General features: G+C 39.7%; 20 protein-coding genes and 1 tRNA gene. 12 read left to right on the top strand and 9 right to left on the bottom strand.

All coding sequences use genetic code 11. The features are described 5' to 3' along the window. Positions 1–9 precede the first annotated feature (9 nt). Positions 10–306, top strand: coding sequence for a YciI family protein (locus O3617_RS02935; protein WP_371448593.1), 297 nt, complete (start codon positions 10–12; stop codon positions 304–306). 59 nt (positions 307–365) lie between these two features. Here O3617_RS02935 and O3617_RS02930 read toward each other — a convergent pair whose 3' ends face one another. The 3 genes from O3617_RS02930 to O3617_RS02920 are packed head-to-tail and all read right to left on the bottom strand — an operon-like array spanning position 366 to position 2390. Next, the gene (locus O3617_RS02930; protein WP_371448591.1) at positions 366–770 is read right to left on the bottom strand and encodes a Fur family transcriptional regulator; all 405 of its coding nucleotides are present in this window, start codon (positions 768–770) and stop codon (positions 366–368) included. A 59-nt stretch (positions 771–829) separates the two neighbouring features. Beyond that, positions 830–1648 carry a metal ABC transporter permease gene (locus tag O3617_RS02925; RefSeq protein WP_298606457.1) on the bottom strand — a complete coding sequence of 273 codons (819 nt, stop codon included), beginning with the start codon at positions 1646–1648 and terminating at the stop codon, positions 830–832. Beyond that, the gene (locus tag O3617_RS02920; RefSeq protein WP_371448590.1) at positions 1641–2390 is read right to left on the bottom strand and encodes a metal ABC transporter ATP-binding protein; all 750 of its coding nucleotides are present in this window, start codon (positions 2388–2390) and stop codon (positions 1641–1643) included. The genes O3617_RS02925 and O3617_RS02920 overlap by 8 nt, the downstream gene beginning before the upstream one ends. Positions 2391–2537: 147 nt before the next feature. Between O3617_RS02920 and O3617_RS02915 the strand changes: the two genes are divergently transcribed. Beyond that, on the top strand, positions 2538–3443 hold the full coding sequence (locus O3617_RS02915) for a metal ABC transporter substrate-binding protein (protein WP_371448589.1): 906 nt from the start codon (positions 2538–2540) through the stop codon (positions 3441–3443). A gap of 180 nt (positions 3444–3623) precedes the next feature. Next, on the top strand, positions 3624–4292 hold the full coding sequence (locus O3617_RS02910) for a hypothetical protein (protein WP_371448588.1): 669 nt from the start codon (positions 3624–3626) through the stop codon (positions 4290–4292). 57 nt (positions 4293–4349) lie between these two features. Here O3617_RS02910 and fliB read toward each other — a convergent pair whose 3' ends face one another. Continuing rightward, positions 4350–5267 carry a flagellin lysine-N-methylase gene (gene fliB, locus O3617_RS02905; protein WP_371448587.1) on the bottom strand — a complete coding sequence of 306 codons (918 nt, stop codon included), beginning with the start codon at positions 5265–5267 and terminating at the stop codon, positions 4350–4352. A gap of 170 nt (positions 5268–5437) precedes the next feature. Here fliB and O3617_RS02900 point away from each other — a divergent pair, with 170 nt between their 5' ends. Next, entirely contained in the window at positions 5438–6007 is a 570-nt protein-coding gene (locus O3617_RS02900) for a PepSY domain-containing protein (protein WP_371448586.1), read from the top strand. A gap of 49 nt (positions 6008–6056) precedes the next feature. After that, a tRNA-Thr gene (locus O3617_RS02895) sits at positions 6057–6132 on the top strand. Between the two features lie 683 nt (positions 6133–6815). On the opposite strand, the gene alr is transcribed toward O3617_RS02895, so the two are convergent. Next, entirely contained in the window at positions 6816–7928 is a 1113-nt protein-coding gene (alr, locus tag O3617_RS02890; RefSeq protein WP_371448585.1) for an alanine racemase, read from the bottom strand. A 226-nt stretch (positions 7929–8154) separates the two neighbouring features. Between alr and O3617_RS02885 the strand changes: the two genes are divergently transcribed. Next, entirely contained in the window at positions 8155–9105 is a 951-nt protein-coding gene (locus tag O3617_RS02885; protein WP_371448674.1) for a 2-hydroxyacid dehydrogenase, read from the top strand. Between the two features lie 117 nt (positions 9106–9222). On the opposite strand, the gene pflA is transcribed toward O3617_RS02885, so the two are convergent. The 3 genes from pflA to pflB form a co-directional block, all read right to left on the bottom strand. Further along, positions 9223–10008: a pyruvate formate-lyase-activating protein gene (pflA, locus tag O3617_RS02880; protein WP_270523752.1), complete on the bottom strand. Its 786-nt coding sequence runs from the start codon at positions 10006–10008 to the stop codon at positions 9223–9225. Between the two features lie 12 nt (positions 10009–10020). Further along, a complete protein-coding gene (gene grcA3 / locus O3617_RS02875; protein WP_371448584.1) occupies positions 10021–10260 on the bottom strand; it encodes an autonomous glycyl radical cofactor GrcA3 in 240 nt (79 codons plus the stop codon). Positions 10261–10327: 67 nt separating this feature from the next. Beyond that, positions 10328–12445, bottom strand: coding sequence for a formate C-acetyltransferase (gene pflB / locus O3617_RS02870; protein ID WP_316595603.1), 2118 nt, complete (start codon positions 12443–12445; stop codon positions 10328–10330). A 402-nt stretch (positions 12446–12847) separates the two neighbouring features. Here pflB and O3617_RS02865 point away from each other — a divergent pair, with 402 nt between their 5' ends. Both O3617_RS02865 and O3617_RS02860 read left to right on the top strand, forming a co-directional pair. Continuing rightward, a complete protein-coding gene (locus O3617_RS02865) occupies positions 12848–13714 on the top strand; it encodes a DMT family transporter (protein ID WP_371448583.1) in 867 nt (288 codons plus the stop codon). A gap of 359 nt (positions 13715–14073) precedes the next feature. Then, complete coding sequence (locus O3617_RS02860) at positions 14074–14574, top strand: ECF transporter S component (RefSeq protein ID WP_371448582.1); 501 nt, start codon at positions 14074–14076, stop codon at positions 14572–14574. Positions 14575–14692: 118 nt separating this feature from the next. Here O3617_RS02860 and O3617_RS02855 read toward each other — a convergent pair whose 3' ends face one another. Further along, positions 14693–14968, bottom strand: a complete 276-nt coding sequence (locus O3617_RS02855; protein ID WP_371448580.1) for a hypothetical protein — start codon at positions 14966–14968, stop codon at positions 14693–14695. Between the two features lie 710 nt (positions 14969–15678). Here O3617_RS02855 and O3617_RS02850 point away from each other — a divergent pair. The 4 genes from O3617_RS02850 to O3617_RS02835 all read left to right on the top strand — a co-directional run bounded on the left by O3617_RS02850 (position 15679) and on the right by O3617_RS02835 (position 20273). Next, positions 15679–17685 carry an S-layer homology domain-containing protein gene (locus O3617_RS02850; protein WP_371448578.1) on the top strand — a complete coding sequence of 669 codons (2007 nt, stop codon included), beginning with the start codon at positions 15679–15681 and terminating at the stop codon, positions 17683–17685. Positions 17686–17923: 238 nt separating this feature from the next. Next, complete coding sequence (locus O3617_RS02845) at positions 17924–18409, top strand: GNAT family N-acetyltransferase (RefSeq protein WP_005375552.1); 486 nt, start codon at positions 17924–17926, stop codon at positions 18407–18409. A gap of 183 nt (positions 18410–18592) precedes the next feature. Further along, positions 18593–19342 carry a DUF969 domain-containing protein gene (locus O3617_RS02840; RefSeq protein ID WP_371448577.1) on the top strand — a complete coding sequence of 250 codons (750 nt, stop codon included), beginning with the start codon at positions 18593–18595 and terminating at the stop codon, positions 19340–19342. Between the two features lies 1 nt (position 19343). Next, complete coding sequence (locus O3617_RS02835) at positions 19344–20273, top strand: DUF979 domain-containing protein (RefSeq protein WP_371448576.1); 930 nt, start codon at positions 19344–19346, stop codon at positions 20271–20273. Positions 20274–20307: the final 34 nt, after the last annotated feature.

The following is a 20307-nucleotide window of genomic DNA, read 5'->3' as shown; positions in this document are numbered from 1 at the left end:
GAGCCTATTATGTATACGATTTCTATCAAGCTAGATATGAATCGCATCCCGCCGGAAGCATTCGATGCATTGAGAGAGAAGCATCATATCTGGTATAAAACATATTTTGATGCAGGAAAATTTTTAATGTTTGGCACAAGACCAGATAACTCTGGTGAAAGCCTTATTATTGCTCAAGGAACAAAAGAGGAATTAGAAGAGGCTGTGCAATTCGACGCATACCATGCAGAGCAATTAGCAACCTATGACATTCGCGAATATAAGGTATCCTTGTTCAATGAAGCGATTAAAAACTATATAGATTAATATTGGATATCCCATATGAAAGGGCCCCTAGTACATAGAACTAGGGGCCCTTTGGCAGTTTATTTATTTTTACAGTTTTTACATATACCCGCTATCTCTAAATGATGCTCAGTTATAGTAAATCCCGCATCTATAAGTTCTTTTGGCATTTCTACAACTGGGCAGGTATGAAGTGGTATCATAGCACCGCATTTAGTGCATACCGCATAGTGGCGGTGTGTGTGTGGTGTAATTTCGTAGTACGCCATGTCGCTACCCATGATGGTGGTACGTGTAATGATATCCTTTGTTTCTAATAACTCAAGGGTGCGGTAGATGGTAGACATCCAGGTGGTGCTGCCATCGCCTAATCGTTCGGCAATTTCGATGGCGGTAATTGGTTTATCTGTTATGGTTAATACAGACCAAATGGCTTCGCGCTGTTTGGTCTTTTTTATGCCTTCTGGCCAATGTGTGGTATTCATAATAACGCTTTCTATTATGGGTTAACTATTAACTGTATGTACTCTTGTACACATGATGTTTATTTACTAAATTGCATCCTCCGAATAATGGATTTAATATTTTTGATGATGAGTACCACTAATAGGATGAACACCGATGTAAGTGATACGAAACCACCTGGAGCTACGTTGAGATAGTAGGACCCGAATAGGCCGATGATCATGGCGAGCAAACTAAATCCAATGGAGCAGAGTAAGGTTGTTCTAAAACCTTTTTCTAATTGCAATGCAGAGGCTACCGGTAAGGCGATCATGGCACTTAATACGAGAACACCGACGATTTTGATGGAAATAGATACAGCCGCTGCCATTAAGATGGCAAATACATAGTTAATCAAATCCACCTTTACACCTGCTACCCGTGCCGCCTCTTCGTCGTAGGCGATATAGAGTAGTGAGTTGTAAAGAAAATATAAGGTTAATACAGATAGGATGGTGAGCACCGCAATGCTAATCATATCTGCAGTATTAACGGTTAAGATGCTACCGAAGAAAAAGACATTAGCGTTAGCTTTCAGCTTGCCTGAACTGATTAGGGTAATGGCTGTACCGATGCTTAGGGATAAGATGATGGTAAGAATCAAATCGAGGTGGTGAGAAAAATATTTTCGCAAGAACTCGATGAGGGCACCGCAGATGGCGGTGAATATGAAAGCCCCTAATATAGGGTTCGTATTAGTCAATAAACCAAGAGTAATCCCGGCGAGGGATGCGTGGCTCATGGTATCGCCAATCATACTGGACCGGCGTAGTACCATAAATATACCGATGCATGGGCATAATAGAGAAATGCAGACTGCTACGAAGAAGGCATTTTGCATGAAATCATAATTAAACATGGCGAACCTCCTTAGTTGTTGTATCATCAGACTGAGCCGTCACGTCTGTAAAGCAGGAGCAGTTCTCGTGGTCCACAGGATTGCGTCCCGTGTTATGCATGATTTCGCTAGCATATTGTTCAGGGGAACAGAGATGACCTTGACCGTTTGCAATGTGATAGATATTTGTCGAGTTTGCAAGGGCCATTTCTAAATTATGCTCTACAGAAATAATCGCAATATGGTGTTCCTGATTTAGTGTGCACAAGAGGGCATAAATACCTTCTTGGCTCTTGCGGTCGATGCCCGTTGATGGTTCATCGAGAATGATGAGATCTGGGCTACCGATAAGGGCCCGTGCGATAGAAACGCGCTGTGCTTGACCGCCGGATAATTTGCTGATGAGGCGGTCTTTAAACTCCGTCATATGTGTGAGCTCAAGAACGCGATTCACTTCATGCTTATCTTTGATGTTCAATAGCTTGCGATAGGAATCTAGAATTTCATAGACTGTAATAGGAAATCCAGCATGGGAGAAATCATTCTTTTGTGATACATAACGAATATTGTTCGTGTTACATGTGATGGAACCTTTTACAGGCGTTAGAAAACCTAGAATGAGGCGCAAGAGGGTGCTTTTACCAGAACCATTGTCGCCTACGATGGAAATATAATCACCGCTATGCACCTCTACGTTTAAATCATTTAGCACATAGGGCGGTTGACCTTGGTATGAAAAATAAAGATGTTGAATTGATAACATAAAAACCACTTTTCTGATTGACAAAATTATTACTACGTTTATACTATAACTATATTACAAATGCAACTGAGTCGCAACTGCAATTAAAGAATACTATATATACTATAATAGCATGAGCACTCAGGATTTAGAAAAAGGAGGCCTACTATGGTCAAGAAACTGGTATTGTTAGTAGTTGGCGTGCTAATGGCTGCTCTATTTGCAGGCTGTGGTAATGATGCGCCAAAGGAACAAGCAGGTAAGAAAATCCAAGTGGTAACAAGTTTTAATGCTATGTCTGAATTTGCGAAGGCCATTGGTGGCGATAAGGTAGAGGTATCTACGATTATTCCTGATGGCACAGAACCTCATGACTTTGAATTGAAACCAGAAAATATGAAACAATTGGCATCAGCGCAAGTATTTGTTTATAACGGACTCGGCATGGAACCTTGGGCGCAACAAGCGATTGATGCGGCTAAAAATGACAAACTTGTATCTGTGAAAGCATCTGACGGTATAGAGGCTATTAAAAACACAGATCCTGACGAAATTAAAGAACATGGCGCAGAAGATCCTCATACATGGTTGTCTTTGAAAAATGCAAAAATCGAAGTTAAAAATATTAAGGATGCATTGGTAAAGGTAGATCCTACGAATAAGGATTATTACGAAAAGAACTACAATGATTATGTGGCAAAATTAGATGCTATGATTCAAAAATATGAAGGTCAATTTGCAAAAGCTCCACATAAAAACTTTGTAACAGGTCATGCTGCTTTTGCATATCTATGCCGTGACTTTGGATTAGAACAAAATAGCGTAGAAGATGTGTTTGCAGAAGGTGAACCAAATGCGGCACAATTGGCTAAACTCATCGAATACTGCAAGGAAAACAAGATTACCACAATCTTCGCAGAAGAAATGGCTAGTCCAGAAGTATCTAAGACATTAGCTCAAGAAGTAGGCGCTAAGGTAGAAACTATTTATACTATCGAAAGCAAGGAAGACGATAAAACATATCTTGAAAGAATGGATGATAATTTGACTAAAATCTTAGGAAGTTTGCAATAACTTTTTATGAGTAGAATTAAACTATTTATAACATAAAAATATAATAAAATTAAAAGCAAGGTATATTCTATACCTTGCTTTTATGTTATAATGAATGAGCGTTTCATGAAACAATGTACTGTTTATGTGCATTGACGCATACTTTGTATTGTGTTGTATTAATAAGTATTAAGAGGACATATGATTGAATTCTTTGATCGATTAGTAGGGCCTATCGATACGGATGGCGTACGCATATATCGTCAACGCACCAGTATGACTCAGTTAATCGTCATGATTATACTGGCTATTATATGTTACCAATTCACCGCCATAGGTGATTCGGTATATGCGGCGGCCATGAAAAACTTCATTATGAATCCCACTACATTCGTAAAGCTCGAACATCTCCCAATGGTTAATGTCATTGAAATTAACGAACTTTTACAAAAGCTAAATACGACTACGCCGCTCTGGGATGTGAGTAGATGGCTGTTGCTGATTGTGAAAGCTTTAGTTATGGCTATACTTATCAGCGGATATGCATTATGGCGTGCTCGTCATTGTTATACGATGACCATTTTAACAGGCGTGTTCCATTGTATTGCGTATGCGCAAGTAGTGATTGGAATTTACATGTTGAGCTTTGGCGTGCTTCTTGCTTTTGCAAAAGCGCCCGTTGTTCTCGTGTTGTTATTAGGCGTATTTCTTACAATTATTTGCCTTCTTCTCACCATGTCCTTAATTTCCGTAGTAGGGCGCATCGTGGGTGCCTCCGTTTCGGGAAATGCTTTTGAAGGGCTTCTCGTTATATGTAGCGCGTACATCATCTGGATAGGCATAAAATTTTTAGGCATATTATTATTTTAAAAAGGCACATTCCGTTTTTTGGAATGTGTCTTTTTATCATTATATGGCAACTGCACATTATTTGTCGTAGTTGCTGTTTTCATATGCATTAAATAAGAATGCCACATTATCTTCATCATACTCGATTTGCTCAGACCATCGTCTAATTTGTTCTGGCATATTTCCAAATTGATGAATTAGTAATGCGATGAACAATGTGGCGTCAAAGGCGTATCGAATGAGGCTACCTAAGGAATACTCCGCTAGCATATCGATTTGACGATACAGGATATACTGATACACCTTGTTGAGCACGGATGTGTCGATGGTATCAGCTGCAAGCAAATCCATTGTAGTTGATGCCGTTGTTGATGATAGCATGTCTTGTAAAAGGCCTAGCTGTTTTGTCCACTCCTCATCGATAGGCTCTGTTTTTTTATATACATTAACTAACTCTTGGCAGTAAGGAATGGATTGATTGGGTGTAAACTGACAAATCTCTGGCTTGATACCTAATGCTAAAAGTTCGAAGATATTTTTTAGTACTGGCCTATCCTCAGCGGTAAACTCACCGTCATCATCTTCAATGGTAAATAGCAATTGATCGCCTTCGGTAGCTAATAGCTTTTCTACTGATTCTTCGCAGGATAGACCTACGCCGCAAAGTTCTAGATCTTCGATATATTTATAGAACCTAGGATGCATATGGCATGTATCACATAAACTATCTTCGCCCAGTTCTAAAACAACGCGACACAATCCGTCTTCCCGTAGTAGGGGACAGGTGGGCTGTTTGTCGCTAAACATAAAATAATAGCCTTCGTCATCGACGGTCATAAATTTCCGTAGGTCTTCACCTAATGGCGTAGGTAGCGTTTGATATAATTTAGCTGTCTCCTCATCTACATCGATGGTCCATTTTTGGCAACATGTATGGTGACATTGATTAGCTTTGCATTGAAATGTATGGTAAAAGGTTGGATATAACGAAATCATAGTACTCACTTATATATATTATTAACTACTGTTTTGATAATTAAATTGTAACACATGCTATCTATTCTTGGTGTTATTTAGGGTATGATTTTATTCGTGAAAGTCCTAATTATTGTGTATAATAGGAGTATATGGAATATTTACTAATACAATTTATGTAGGAGGAACTTATGAAATCTATGTTCGTAAAAGGCGGCATTGCATTGGCACTAGCAGCGGCATTTGGGGTAAATGCACCAGCTGTTGATGCGGCTAGTATTGTACCGGTACAACCAACAGTAGCAGTTGTTGATGCTAATCATGCAGCTATTGTAGGTGCCAATACATTGCTTAATGCTTTCATTCAACAACATCCAAAAGCAGCGATTACAGAAATTGCATTCGATGGCGAAGACGGCCAAATTAAATACGAAGTTGAAGGCTTTGATTCAACAGGTAAATATGAGTTGAAATACAACTACAATACAAATCAAATTGGTGAAATAAAAGAAGGGGAATATAAGGCTGGTTTAGAGAAAAAGGCCTTTGACCCTACCCGTATCTTAGCGCCAGAAGCAGTTGTTAACTTTGCCTTTGCTCAAACAAAAGGCCAAGCGACGAGCCTCAATAGCTGGTCTGTAAAAAATGAAAAAGGTCGCTTCGTGTACGATGTAGAATTTGGTGCAGCCAATCATCAAGAAATTGAAGTGAATGTAGATGCTTTCACAGGTGAACTCGTATCTGTAAAAGGCGTAAAATAGGTGTATTTGACATCTTACTGCAATAGGAGTAGGATGTTACTATATACATGCTGGTATAGCTCAGTTGGTAGAGCGGCTCATTCGTAATGAGTAGGTCGTAGGTTCGAATCCTATTATCAGCTCCAATGGCCACAAGGTTAACACCTTGTGGCTTTTTTGTATGTGTAGAGTTTTTTTCTAAAAATTTACTCATGAATTATCTAGCTTTGTGTCATTTTGAAAAAGTTAGTATTTACTAATATGGGAGAGGTTACATAGTATGGGCTTTCACAGAAATTATCAGTCCTAATATGAATTGATGATTCATGAATCGCATTTGTAAAAATTCTATAGAAATTTAGCCAAAAATTCATATACATTTCATGCAATAAATTGGGTGGTTTGGATATCTTAATTTACATCTCATACGCGGTGACTAAGATGGACTCAGTTAGCCGCCATAGGCCTAGGTGGTAAACAGATGTGATTGTACATAAATACCATACACATATATCGCGTCATCCCATCGGCGCTTGGGGTGCATCCAATCTCCCAGTGCACCCCATACGGGCCCTTTGGTGGTTCAGACAAATATTGACTCTCTCCTATGCCGTCTGTCGCCTTAGGGCCTCCTTATGAAGGGTTCCCTCCCAATTCATAAGTATATATACATCATGTATATACATATCTCTCTCACAACACACAATACACACACAACACACACAATCCATATGTGTATGGTATAGGAGAATAAAAGCACCACCGAATTTTTGGTGGTGCTTTTACTTTTGTGGATGACATTGGAATTATCAATGTCATCCTTTTTGTGTTATATGTATTGTCGTGGCACGCGATCAGAGAAGCCACAGAAAATTTCATAAGGAATGGTGGAGGCGAGGGCTGCGATTTCAAGGGCAGAGATGCTTTCATGACCTTGAGAGCCCAATAGTACAACCTTGTCGCCTGGTTTAACCGTAATCGTATCAGGTACGGCTACCATGAATTGGTCCATACAGATACGGCCTACAACTGGGCAACGAGTACCTTGGATGAGGACGGTACCACGATTGGATAGGCTGCGTGGATAACCGTCGGCGTAACCTACAGGAATAGTAGCGATTGTCATCGGTTCTGGTGTGACATAGGTAGAACCATAACCAATGCCTTCGCCTGCCTCAAGGTGTTGTACATGGACGACCTCACTATGGAAGGATAGGACTGGTTTTAGGCCTAATCGGTTTGGTACATCGAGAGATGGCATGATACCGTATTGGATGATGCCTGGTCGTGCATCCGTGAATAGACTGTCCTTTACAGATAATAGGCCGGCGCTGTTGGCAAGGGAGAAGCGATAGTCCGCATCGGGTCTAAAGTCGCGGATTTCGTCCACCATTTTATGGAACTTTTGGGCTTGCCCATGGGCGTGACTTTGGTCCGCTGCATCGGCATTACTCATATGTGAAAAGAAACCATCTACAGCAAGGTTAGGATAGGATTCAACGCGTTTGATAAATTCTATTGCATCCTCTGGTTTAATGCCTATGCGATGCATGCCTGTATCAACGGCTACGGCGACACGGATAATCATATCGTGGTTGTCCGCTACCTTGTTGAGTGCTTCTAAATCTGTGGATTCACAAACGGCGGGAATGGAATTCGTATCCGCTACAAGTTCAAAGGATTGTGGTCTTGTCAGACCCAATAGATAAATAGGAACCATAATGCCAGCATTGCGAAGTGGTACAGACTCTTCTGGAATCGCGACAGCTAAGGATTCATAACCTTCTTCAACAGCAATACGTCCCATCATAACGCTACCGTGACCATAGCCGTTGGCCTTGATAACAGCTGTGGATGTACTCCACTCTGGGAGGCTGTCTTTTATTTTTCGTAGGTTCTCGCGAACCAAGCTTGTATCAATCGTTAAATATGTTGGTCTCATGATCATTTCACTCCTAAAATACATTACTTTTATTGTATAACTTTTAGGGAATTAAACAATAGTTTTTGTGAAAGTTTATGCTAAGATTTCATTTGGATTTATATTCTAGGGAAAATTAGTCTTAATCTGCATAAGCTATGATAAATTAACATATGATATATAATATCTTGTAGTATAATTATTATATAATACATTTACCCTTAATAGAAATTGTTAGGAGGTCATGATGAACGAACGAGTTGTAGTAGTTAATGCAGGCAAGATGAATTATGATCACTTGCTAGATTTTTCCGTTGTATCAAATGATGTACAAGTATATGACGATAGCACTAATGCAGAACTTATTGAACGCATTCAAGGCGCCACTGTAGTGGTAACAAAAGAAATACCTGTAGGTCCAGAGTTGCTTTCACAATTCCCTGAATCTGTGAAACTCATCGTAGAAGCTGGTACTGGATATAACAACATCGACCTTGATGCAGCGCGCGCTAAGGGAATTACGGTGTGCAATATTCCGGCCTATAGTACGGAACGTGTAGCACATACTGTAATCATGATGCTTCTCAATTTTGCATCTACCATGCAACAACAAATCGGTATGCTTGCTAGAGGTGATCGCAGCAACTTTACAAAATATTTACAAGTGAGCCACACAGAAGTGAATGGTAAGACTTTAGGTGTTGTCGGTGCAGGTCACATCGGTATGGAAGTTATTAAAGTAGCAAAAGCACTTGGTATGAATATTTTGATTCATACACGTACACCAAAGGCTGATGGTGACGGTGTTCGCTATGTAGGTCTTGATGAATTACTAGCAAATAGTGATTATATTACATTACATTGCCCATTGAATGACCAAACTAAGCATATGATTAATAAAGCAACCATCGCTAAGATGAAACCTAGTGCAGTCATCATCAATACAGGTCGTGGTCCTCTTATCAATGAAGCCGATCTTTGTGAAGCCTTAGCAGCTAAACGTATTGCAGGTGCAGGTCTTGATGTACAAGAGGTAGAACCTCCAGTTGAGGATAGCCCTCTATATACATTAGATAATGTCATTATTACTCCGCATATGGGCTGGAAAGGCCTTGAAACGCGTCAACGTTTGGTAGGTATTATTCGAGATAATGTACAAGCCTTCTTGAAAGGTGAACCGATTAACGTCGTTTCCTAATAGATACACAAATACCCCCTGACCGGTTGTGTGGTCAGGGGGTATTTTCGTTTAGGGCTAGTATCATAGATCAAGTTTTAATATATATTATATATATATCAAGGGAGGTAGTTATCCTCAAACTTGATTATGATTAGTTTGTGTTTTGATGGGACTCCACCAATGTCTACGATATGCTTTGATTCCTTCTACAACGGTTTTACTCGCTTTTGCAGCTAAATCCTTTGTAGCGGCGGGGATGCCATCAAGACGGTAGGTGATACCTAATTCCTTGTACTTGGCAACGCCCATAACGTGATATGGTAAACAGTCGACGGCTTGTAAGTTGCGTAGTGAGCCTAAGAAAAAGCCTAGCCTATAGTGACGATCTGCGTTGTCCGTAATGGTAGGTACCACCACGTGACGCACCCAAATCGGCACATTTACATCAGCTGTTAGTTTTGCGAATTGAAGGATTGGTTCTAAAGGCTGTGCGGTTAGCCATTTGTGGACAGTAGGGTCGATGTCCTTAATATCCAAAATGACGAGACTCGTTACGCTCAGTAACTTACGGTATGCCACCTCTTGGTGGGGATCAAAACAAATTCCACTTGTATCTAAACAGGTATGGACGTTTCTTTCACTAAAATATGTGAAAAGCTCGATGACAAAGTCGATTTGCATCAATGCTTCCCCACCTGTGACAGTAATGCCACCGTTCGTATAGAACTGACGGTTACGTTCGTATTGCTGCCATATCTCTTCGACAGTCATGAACTTAGCTTCCTGGCTTTCTTCATTCCACGTGTCTGGATTATGGCAATAGGCACAACGCATGGGGCATCCTTGAAGGAATACCACCATACGCATGCCTGGACCATCAACCGTACCCATTGTTTCTAGTGAATGAATACGTCCTGTCATAGAAAACCTCGATTAGATTTGTTGATGGAATGTACGGGAAATAACTTCATCTTGTTGTTGTTTCGTCAATTTGTTGAAGTGTACTGCATAACCAGATACACGAATAGTCAATTGAGGATACAACTCAGGATGTTTTTGAGCGTCTAACAATGTTTCACGAGTAAACACGTTAATGTTCAAATGGTGACCGCCCTTTTGGGAGTAGCCATCCAATAATTCTACCAAGTTATCCACTTGTTGTTGGTTGCTCATGGGTATTCCTCCTTTCAACCAAAATATGAGTACTGATGCCGGTGAAAGCATACAATACGGCGGAAGATTATTTATCTTCCTCTATAGTAACATTTGGTTCGCTGCAAGCGAAGTTTGTATTGCTGTTAGGCAATTGAGAAGGGTCTAACTCAATATCAAAATCGCCTACGGATACAAATGTTTCACCAGATTTACCTAATGCGTCTGGAACGATAGAGAAGGTATTGGAAATACCGTCAGAGCAATCGCGCCATGGCATTTTTGCAACGGAAGACAACGAAGCTACAGCACCGTGAGAGTCACGACCATGCATAGGGTTAGCACCAGGAGCGAATGCTTGACCAGCCTTACGGCCGTCTGGTGTGGAACCTGTTGCAGTACCATATACTACGTTAGAAGTAATTGTTAACAAGCTCATAGTAGGAACAGATTGACGGTATGTAGGATGTTTACGAACCTTGTTCATAAATGTGGATACAACCATGGAAGCCAAGCTATCTACACGATCGTCATCGTTACCATATTTAGGGAATTCACCTTCGATTTCGAAATCAACAGCGATGCCGTTTTCGTCACGAATAGGTTTTACCTTAGCGTATTTAATAGCGGACAAGGAGTCAGCTACTACGGATAAACCAGCAATGCCAGTTGCGAACCAGCGAGTTACCTTGCGGTCATGCAATGCCATTTCTAGTTTTTCATAAGCGTATTTATCATGCATGTAGTGAATGATGTTCAATGCGTTTACATATACGCCTGCCAACCATTCCATCATGTCGTCAAATTTTTCCCATACTTCGTCAAAGTCTAAGTATTCGGATGTAATAGGGCGGTATTTAGGACCGATTTGTTTCTTAAGTTTTTCGTCAACGCCGCCATTGATTGCATAAAGCAAGCATTTTGCTAGGTTAGAACGAGCGCCGAAGAATTGCATTTCTTTACCAATACGCATTGGGGATACGCAACATGCGATAGCATAGTCATCACCGGAGTTAGGACGCATCAATTCGTCGTTTTCGTATTGGATGGAAGATGTTTCGATGGATAATTTCGCACAGAAACGGCGGAAGCCGATAGGCATGCGAGGGGACCATAATACAGTGAGGTTTGGTTCTGGAGCAGGACCAAGGTTAGTCAATGTATGTAGGTAACGGAAGGACATTTTAGAAACCAATGTACGGCCGTCAGTACCCATACCACCGATGGATTCAGTAGTCCAAACAGGGTCGCCTGTGAACAAGTTGTTGTATTCGTGGATACGTGCAAAGCGAACCATACGCAATTTCATGATGAAATGGTCTACGAATTCTTGGATTTGTTCTTCTGTGTATGTACCGTTGCGAAGGTCGCGTTCAGCATAGATATCGAGGAATGTGGAGTTACGGCCAATGGACATAGCAGCACCGTTTTGTTCCTTGATCGCGCCAAGGTAGCCAAAGTAAATCCATTGCATAGCTTCGCGAACGTCTTTAGCTGGTTCGGAAATATCGTAACCATAGGATGCAGCCATTTCTTTCAATTCTTTTAAGGAACGGATTTGTTCTTTGATTTCTTCGCGGTCACGGATTACGTCCTCAAGCATATCACCCATAGTGATGTTGAATTCTTGGTTTTTCTCTTCGATTAAGTAGTCGATACCATATAGTGCGATACGACGATAGTCACCGATGATACGGCCACGGCTATATGCATCTGGCAAACCAGTTACGATGTGCGCTGTACGAGCAGCACGCATTTCTGGAGTGTAAACATCGAATACGCCGTCATTGTGAGTTTTACGATGCTTTTTGAAGAAGTCCTCTGTTTGAGGATCCATTTTGAAGCCATATTCTTCGATAGCAGATTTTGCTGTACGAAGGCCGCCATAAGGGAACATAGCGCGTTTAAGTGGTTTATCAGTTTGTAAACCAACGATTGTTTCAAGGTCCTTGTCGATATATCCTGGCGCATGCGCAGTGATGTGTGTAGCCACGGAAGTATCGGCATCAAGCATGCCACCTTTTTCGCGTTCTTCTTCGTATAGTTTCATTACCTTGTCCCACAATTTTGTAGTACGTTCTGTAGGACCAACTAGGAAGGAGTCGTCCCCTTCATAGGGAACATAGTTTCTTTGGATAAAGTCGCGTACGTCAATCGCCTTATCCCACACACCTGTGTTGAAATCTTTCCATGCAGTATGTTGCATTTTGCACCTCCATAAATGGATATAACTATAGATTTTGATATATCTAGTGTACAATGTTTATCTAAAACTCACAATATATAAATGATATGGATTTTCAATACATGCTATGCAAAATTCGTAATGATAGATGTAAATTATCTTGTGAAAGTAAAAAATATATCCATATAAACGTAGTTATATATTGGTTATTCGTAGTGTAAGTGCGAAAATATATGCTATATAAAATTATTTACAAATAATGAAATTACATTTCAATTTAATGGAAATGAGGTCTGTTGCTTAGATAGTTTATCCATTGTCAGGTGATGACATTTTATTCTTTTGTGCCTATAATTGAATACATTACTCTTATAATTTAGATATTTAGAATAGAGTGCATAGGAGGAAAGGAGAGCATAAGCTATGTCAAATCGTGTGAAAACCGTTATCGGTGGATTGGCAACGATTGCTGTTTGGGCAACAGCATTTCCATTTAGTAAAATTGCATTACAACATGTAGGTCCCTTAACACTAGCGGTGGCCCGTGTTGTAGGCGGAGCCATCCTCATGCTTATCATTGGCGTAGTTAAAGGATTGAACATTCCTACGAGCTGGCGCGAGTGGGGCTTATATATAGTGCTTGGTATGACAGGAAATTTTGTATACCAAGTCGTATTTAATCAAGGACTTCTTACCATTCCGGCGGCCACATCGAGTATTATTATGGCTTTGACGCCTATGACAACAGCACTTATGGCATTAGTTGTTTACAAAGATTACATGAGGCCTATTGGTTGGCTCTTTACAATTACTGCCTTTGCAGGCGTAGCCATCATTATTCTGTGGAATGGTCACATCAATGTACCTATGGGCGCCTTTTGGACATTGTTCGGCATGATACTCTTTGCCATCTATAACATCGTTAATCGTGGATTGAGCCTAAAAGGGCATGATCCTATCACCGTTGCTACCTGGTCCATGTTTACCGGTGCGATTATGGCATTGCCTTTTGTATCACAATCGGTTGCCACTATCGTAGCAGCACCACCTATAGCTTGGTTAGCGATTATGTATCTAGCTTGCTTCTCTAGTGCATTAGGATTTGTATTCTGGAGCTATGCCTTAGAACATGCAGAGCATGTATCAGACGTAACGAACTTTATGTATTTATCTCCTGTTGTAGCAGCTATAGTAGCGGCTATACTCATCGGAGAAATTCCGGATTTAGGTCTTTATATTGGGGCGCCAATCATCTTATGTTCCCTATATATGTTTAACAAATGTAGATAATGAATTGAATTAAACATCATTGTTTTCTCCTTGTTCTCTAGATAGGTTCATAATATACTTTTACTAGAGAAACGTGCTATGCATATGCACAAATAAGAGAACCACTGATAAGTTGCAGCTTATCAGTGGTTCTTTTTATCTTGTGCAGTGCCGTCTTTTGGTTATATGAATATTAAATACTTATTTTTGCTGCATAGATTACACTTAACTTAATAGGGTAAAGGAACTGTGTTATAATAACGCATATAGGAGTTGCATATAAACGCGAGGTATATATGTCTATTCTTTGTGAAAGCTTAATCGATTGGTTTGAGGTAAGTACCTTTTGTAAAATTTATATCGTATAAGAGGAGGTTCTTATGTCTACAAAATCTATTACAGGCACAGGACTATTGTTGGCTGTAGCGCTGTTGGCACAAAGCTTGCGCCTTATGTTTCCATTTATTCCAAACCAAGTCAGCATGTTCCTTATCGGCTCCATTACGTCGGCTACATTTGTGCTAGCTACATGGCGCTATGGATGGAAAAATGGTTTAGTCATTGCCTGGGTGGCTCCAGTGGTAGCTCATTTACAAGGTATGCTACCATTGCCACCATTTATTCTTATAACTGGATTAGGCACGACTGCCTATGTATTGGTCGCACATTGGTTGCAACATAAGCCAAAACTTTTACTTATTATTGTGGCTGCACTGGTGAAAGTCGGTGTCCTATATGGTGGATATTCGTTGTTCTTTTCTTTATTCCAACTACCGCCAAAGATTGTAAATGCCATGTTATTCGTATCTAGTTGGCCACAACTTGTGACATCTACGTTAGGTATTATATTGGCATTGCTTATTATGAAACGGGTTAAATAGATTCGTTAGTTCTATTCTTATTAAATCAAATAAAAAGGTGTTACTACATTCTTTTGCATTGATAACAGTTAGTACTGTTTCAATATAGAATGTAGTAACACCTTTTTTATGAGATATTCTATTGTTTTTTCTTCATAGATTTAAGAATGAAACCACCTACAGTCCCAGTAATACCGAAACCTAAGAGGCCCATACCAATCGTATGGAGTAAAATACTAGTTTGATTGTTTTTAGAAATTTCTTGTGCTGCTTGTACTGCACTTGTAGCCTTTTTCGCAATTTCTACATTATTAGCTGATGGATCTGGAATGACAAATAAGATTACAATGGCAATAATTAGACTAATTATACCGGCAATGAATAAATACTTTCCGCGTTGATTTATTTTCTCCATAATACCCTCTCCTTTATATATTACGAAATAAGATATATTGTATTTGTTTTGATTATACACTGTATACATATAAATGTAAAATAATAGTTCTATGTGTGGTTTTTGTGACTAATGATTTAATGAGATAAGCAAGCTCTAGATTAATATTGATAGTTTATAATTAATTTAAAAATATAGATTGCTACACATTTTGGTGCAAAGGAGGATATGTATTAAAAAATATATAAAAATACATAAAATAAAATAATAATTCGATAATATAAGTAAATAGAATTCATGAATAATTCACGTTAAATTCATGAAAATAGCGTGGAATTAGCATGTTTGAGATTGGTGTATCTTATTAAAAGATTGATTATTTATAAGCAAAATAATGTATTATATGAAAAATATATAAAATATTCCAATTTTAAAGGTCATCATAAAAATTTATGAGCATATCAATATGTCATAAAATAATAGTAATCAAGCTATTTTTGTTGTATATGAAGAGTTATTAATGAACTTTATATGGAAAAAAGTCTTGTACATATCGTAAAATTTTGATATGCTATGCAAGTAATTAACAATATAAATTTTTCTTAAACTGACTTAAATATTATTTTTTGAGAGAACTATATGTTTAGGTTAGGCTAAAGAGAGAGGCGAATAGAGAGACTGAAAAATTGTATTGTATATTGTTAAGGATTTTAATTTAGTGAGGGTGTAAGATGAGAGAAAGTAAACATTCCAAAAAATTAGCATTTGCAGTATTGGCTGCTACAGCTGCAGTAGGCGTATCTGCAGTTACTCCTGTTAGTGCAGCAACACCTGTATCTACAGCAGATGGTTTTATTTTTGCAGCCGTAGGTGATCAAGCTGGTCAAACTCCAGATCCACATAATACAGTGGGTTATGGTACTGTTGCGAATGGTACAGCTACTAGCATCGCAGTAGGTCAAGGTAATAGCATTACGAGTGCGACTGGTTCCAGCAGTGCATATGGTAACCAAAACATAGTTAATGGTGACCAAGCTAATGCATTTGGCGATGGCAACACTGTAACAGGTGCTTATGCACAAGCATTTGGTGATAGTAATGTTATTAATGGTACACATGCTATCGGCTATGGTTATAGAAATACTGTAAAAGAATCTGATGCTAATTTCCGTGACCGTGATTATGATAATGAATCTGATGACCGTACTAAAAAACTTGGCGATTGGAGAAGTAACTCCGTTGCTATGGGCTCTGAAAATATAGCAGCTGGTAGTTCTGCACTAGCCGTAGGTCATGAATCTAAAGCTTTGATGAACGAAGCTATTGCTGTTGGTCATAGTGCTAATGCTGAACGTACTTGGTCTACTGCAATTGGTACCCGTGCTAATGCATCCGAAGTTCGTTCTCAAGCTATTGGTTATGAAGCAAAAGCCGCTGGATATAAGGCTAACGCTATTGGTTCTGGTGCACAAGCTACAGGTGCACATACTAATGCAGTCGGTTCTTCTGCTATTGCTTCTGGTGACCATGCACAAGCTTATGGTGCTGGTGCACAAGCTCAAGGTGAACGCGCAAATGCTTTCGGCTCTGATGCACATGCTACAGCGGACTATGCTATGGCAATCGGTGATCATTCTGTTGCAAGTGATGCGAACTCTGTTGCTATTGGTTACAAATCTCAATCTGCTCCTGCAACATCCGTAAACAGTGCTTCTGTTGCGACAACTAGCATTACAAGCGGTGCTCCAATTGCAACTCATACATATGGTGGCTTTGCCGGTGTAGGTTCTGCAGCTAAAGGCTCCGTTTCTGTAGGCCAAGTTGGTCAAGAACGTCAAATTAAAAATGTAGCCGCAGGCGAAATCTCTGCTACATCTACAGATGCTGTCAATGGCAGTCAATTGTTCTCTGTAGCTAATGATTTACAAAATCAAATCGACAATTCTACAAACGGTGCCATCAACAATAACATTACTAACTTGACTAACCGTGTAGGCGATGTAGAACAACGCGTTAACAAAGTAGGTGCAGGTTCTGCTGCATTGGCTGCATTGCATCCATTGGACTTTAACCCTGATGACAAATGGACTGTAGCAGCTGGTTATGGTCATTACCACAATGCTAACTCCGCTGCATTGGGTGCGTTCTATCGTCCTAATGAAGATACAATGATTTCCGTTGGTAGCACAGTTGGCAATGGCAATCCTCAATTGAATGCAGGCGTATCCATTCGTCTTGGTAAACGCGCTCCAGAATCTCGTTCCCGTGTAGCTATGGGTCGTGAAATCGCTGAATTGAATGCACGTCTTCAAGATATGGAAAATAAATACAACAACTTGTTACAAATCTTGAATCCACATGCCATCGATCCTAGCAAAACTGCAGAATTCCCAGATGTTCCACGCAACCACTGGGCTTACCAATACATTAGCCAATTGGCTGGTAATGGTATCCTTGTTGGTTACCCTGATGGCACATTTAAAGGCGATGCGACTATGACTCGTTACGAATTCGCAACAATGTTGTACCGTGCTCTTCAAAATGGTGCTCCTATCGATGATAACATGCGTCGTGCTATGGACGAATTCCAACCTGAATTACAAAATATTCGTCTTAACCATTACCGTGTTGATCGTATCTCTGGTGGTGACAACGATCGTCATAAAACAGAACGTGTTCGCGTTAACAATGAACCACATAACCAACGCGACGTTTACGGTTCCCGTATTAGCCAATAATACAAGAATAACTTCCCCTCGAGCTTGTGAAAGCTCCAAAACAGGATGTATCCCCGTGATGCATCCTGTTTTTCTTTTATTCTTAAGATTATAAAACTTCATCAAATATTTATGTAAAATTATTGCATCTAGATACATATAGGAGTATAATTACATTCGTGATAATAAATATACAGAATATATGTATAAAATGTAAAAAATAGTAGTTTGATAAAGATATAGATATGAGGGCAAGACAATGAAAGAATTTAGACAGTTAACAGTAGAAGATACAGCGGAATACCATAAGGTTTTAATTGATGGTTATGCAGCTATTAAGGATTTTCCAATCACCTTTGATGCCATCGATTTTACCGAAGAAGAATCTAAAGAGTGGATTGAAACCTATCCTGTATATGGATTGTATATCGACGGACAATTAGTGAGCTCTATTACGTTCTGTATGCCATGGGTTAAATACTCTACGCCGGATAAATTTCCACATATTGCACATTTTGTAACAGCACCAGCTTTCAAAGGCAAAGGCTATGCACGGGAAACGCTAGGATATGCAGAAGAGTTGTTAAAAACTCAGTTTAAGACACCAGCCGTTACATTAGGTACAGCTAAAGAACATCCATGGTTACCTAAGATGTATGAATCCTTCGGATTTAAAGCCTATGACCAAGTACATTTTAGAGGAAAACAACATACTACAGTATTGTTTAAAAAAGATTTAATTTAATTGCGTCAGAAACGTGGAAGGGCTTTATAATACATACACCTCGTGAGAGTATCCTCATGAGGTGTATTTTTTTGGTACAAGATAGTGCAGGATTTTTACATTTAGATATATAATATATACATATATGTTATATCTATACGTTCAGCTTTGAATGGTAGATGGTTTTTGAAAGGATGTGAGACTATGTTAGTCTTATCTGGTATTTTAGTGATGGTCATCGGCTTGATGCTGCGCTTTAATGCCTTGTTAGTTGTCGTAGCCGCAGGGTTTGTAACGGGCCTTGCAGGTGGTCTTAGTATCAACGATATCGTTGGTGCTATTGGGGAAGCCTTTGTTAAAAATCGTTATATGTCATTATTTATTTTAATTCTACCTGTTATTGGTCTTATGGAACGTCACGGCTTGCGTGAACGTGCTGAAATTTTGATCGGCAAGATTAATGCTGCTACAGCAGGTCGGATCTTTATGATTTACCTATTTATCCGCCAAGTGACAGTTGCCTTTGGCATTAACATGTCTGGTATGGTTGCCATGGTGCGTCCATTGATCGCGCCTATGAGTGAAGCGGCCGTAGCACAAGGTCGTCCCGTATCGCAACGGACCCTCGATAAGGTGCGTGGTGTGGCTGCTTCTGCAGATAATAGTGGTAACTTCTTTGGTCAAAACCTATTCCTTGCGGCTGGTGGGTTATTACTCATCAAGGGTGTTATGGAACAATTAGGGTATTCCGTTGAATTAACAGATATGGTGCTTTATGGATTGCCAACAGCTATCTGTGCATATATCGTTAACTTCATTCGTTTTATTATTTTCGATAAAACAATTCAAGCCTCTGTAGCACGTGACGAAGAGGATATGAAATCTGGTAAATTGGTACCAAACGAATTTAATATCCTCGTTACACCAGAAGAATTAAAGAAGGAGGCTGAATAATATGTTAGAACTTATCTATAAAATGCAGCCCTTAGATTATGTATACCTTCTCGTAGGGATTATCTTATTTATCTTTGCCATTCAATCATTCCTTGATAAGGAACATAAATATCGCATCGGTACAGGCTTATTCTGGCTCTTATACAGCATATCCTTTATCTTTGGTTCTTACCTTTCTAAAGAAATCAATGGTTGGCTCGTTATCGTTATGGCCGGTATCGTATTGGTAAAACAATTAGGCAAAGGTCATTACTTTGAATCTCCTATTGAATTCAAAAAAGGAGAAGCGGTTCGTATTGGTAATGTTATTTTCGTACCAGCCTTGCTTGTTGGTATTATCACATTCATCATTGGCTTCTTTACTAAATTAGGTGCCCTTGTAGGCCTTGGTATTGCAGCCATTATCGCTATGTGTGCCGCTCTTTACATTACTAAAGGGAAACTTAACCAAGGTTTCCACGAAGGGCGTCGTCTCATCGATGCTATCGGTTGGACCGCTATTTTATCCCAATTATTAGCAGCTCTTGGCTATCTATTTAATTTGGCTGGCGTTGGTAAAATTATCTCTGGTGCTGTGGCTAGTATAGTACCTGCCGATAATGTATTCCTCGTTGTTGTAGCCTACTGCCTCGGCATGGTTATCTTTACAATGATCATGGGCAATGCATTTGCAGCCTTTGCGATGATTACCAGTGCTATTGGTATTCCAATGCTCGTTGTGGCTCACGGCGCTAACCCAGCAGCTGTTGGTGCTATCGCTATGCTTGCTGGCTACTGCGGTACCTTAATGACACCTATGGCAGCCAACTTTAACATCGTACCAGTAGCGCTCCTTGAAATGCGTGACCAATACGGCGTTATTAAAGCGCAAATTCCAATTGCCTTGGCTATGCTTGTGTTGAATATCCTATTGATGTACTACTTTATTTAAGACCTTGTTCTGTGGATGAACAATTTTTGAAATA

Origin of the sequence: Veillonella sp. 27098_8_77, from assembly GCF_041431535.1 — a bacterium.
Lineage (GTDB): Bacteria > Bacillota > Negativicutes > Veillonellales > Veillonellaceae > Veillonella.
This window is presented reverse-complemented; position numbering and strand designations above follow the sequence as displayed.

Bases quoted from the DNA above. Each gene is read 5' to 3' on its own strand.
- O3617_RS02915 (WP_371448589.1), top strand. From the start codon at position 2,538: ATGGTCAAGAAACTGGTATTGTTAGTAGTTGGCGTGCTAATGGCTGCT.
- O3617_RS02925 (WP_298606457.1), bottom strand. From the start codon at position 1,648: ATGTTTAATTATGATTTCATGCAAAATGCCTTCTTCGTAGCAGTCTGC.
- O3617_RS02850 (WP_371448578.1), top strand. From the start codon at position 15,679: ATGAGAGAAAGTAAACATTCCAAAAAATTAGCATTTGCAGTATTGGCT.
- O3617_RS02845 (WP_005375552.1), top strand. From the start codon at position 17,924: ATGAAAGAATTTAGACAGTTAACAGTAGAAGATACAGCGGAATACCAT.
- O3617_RS02910 (WP_371448588.1), top strand. From the start codon at position 3,624: ATGATTGAATTCTTTGATCGATTAGTAGGGCCTATCGATACGGATGGC.
- O3617_RS02935 (WP_371448593.1), top strand. From the start codon at position 10: ATGTATACGATTTCTATCAAGCTAGATATGAATCGCATCCCGCCGGAA.
- fliB (WP_371448587.1), bottom strand. From the start codon at position 5,267: ATGATTTCGTTATATCCAACCTTTTACCATACATTTCAATGCAAAGCT.
- O3617_RS02835 (WP_371448576.1), top strand. From the start codon at position 19,344: ATGTTAGAACTTATCTATAAAATGCAGCCCTTAGATTATGTATACCTT.
- O3617_RS02920 (WP_371448590.1), bottom strand. From the start codon at position 2,390: ATGTTATCAATTCAACATCTTTATTTTTCATACCAAGGTCAACCGCCC.
- O3617_RS02885 (WP_371448674.1), top strand. From the start codon at position 8,155: ATGAACGAACGAGTTGTAGTAGTTAATGCAGGCAAGATGAATTATGAT.
- O3617_RS02840 (WP_371448577.1), top strand. From the start codon at position 18,593: ATGTTAGTCTTATCTGGTATTTTAGTGATGGTCATCGGCTTGATGCTG.
- O3617_RS02855 (WP_371448580.1), bottom strand. From the start codon at position 14,968: ATGGAGAAAATAAATCAACGCGGAAAGTATTTATTCATTGCCGGTATA.
- pflA (WP_270523752.1), bottom strand. From the start codon at position 10,008: ATGACAGGACGTATTCATTCACTAGAAACAATGGGTACGGTTGATGGT.
- O3617_RS02930 (WP_371448591.1), bottom strand. From the start codon at position 770: ATGAATACCACACATTGGCCAGAAGGCATAAAAAAGACCAAACAGCGC.
- pflB (WP_316595603.1), bottom strand. From the start codon at position 12,445: ATGCAACATACTGCATGGAAAGATTTCAACACAGGTGTGTGGGATAAG.
- O3617_RS02865 (WP_371448583.1), top strand. From the start codon at position 12,848: ATGTCAAATCGTGTGAAAACCGTTATCGGTGGATTGGCAACGATTGCT.
- O3617_RS02900 (WP_371448586.1), top strand. From the start codon at position 5,438: ATGAAATCTATGTTCGTAAAAGGCGGCATTGCATTGGCACTAGCAGCG.
- alr (WP_371448585.1), bottom strand. From the start codon at position 7,928: ATGAGACCAACATATTTAACGATTGATACAAGCTTGGTTCGCGAGAAC.
- O3617_RS02860 (WP_371448582.1), top strand. From the start codon at position 14,074: ATGTCTACAAAATCTATTACAGGCACAGGACTATTGTTGGCTGTAGCG.
- grcA3 (WP_371448584.1), bottom strand. From the start codon at position 10,260: ATGAGCAACCAACAACAAGTGGATAACTTGGTAGAATTATTGGATGGC.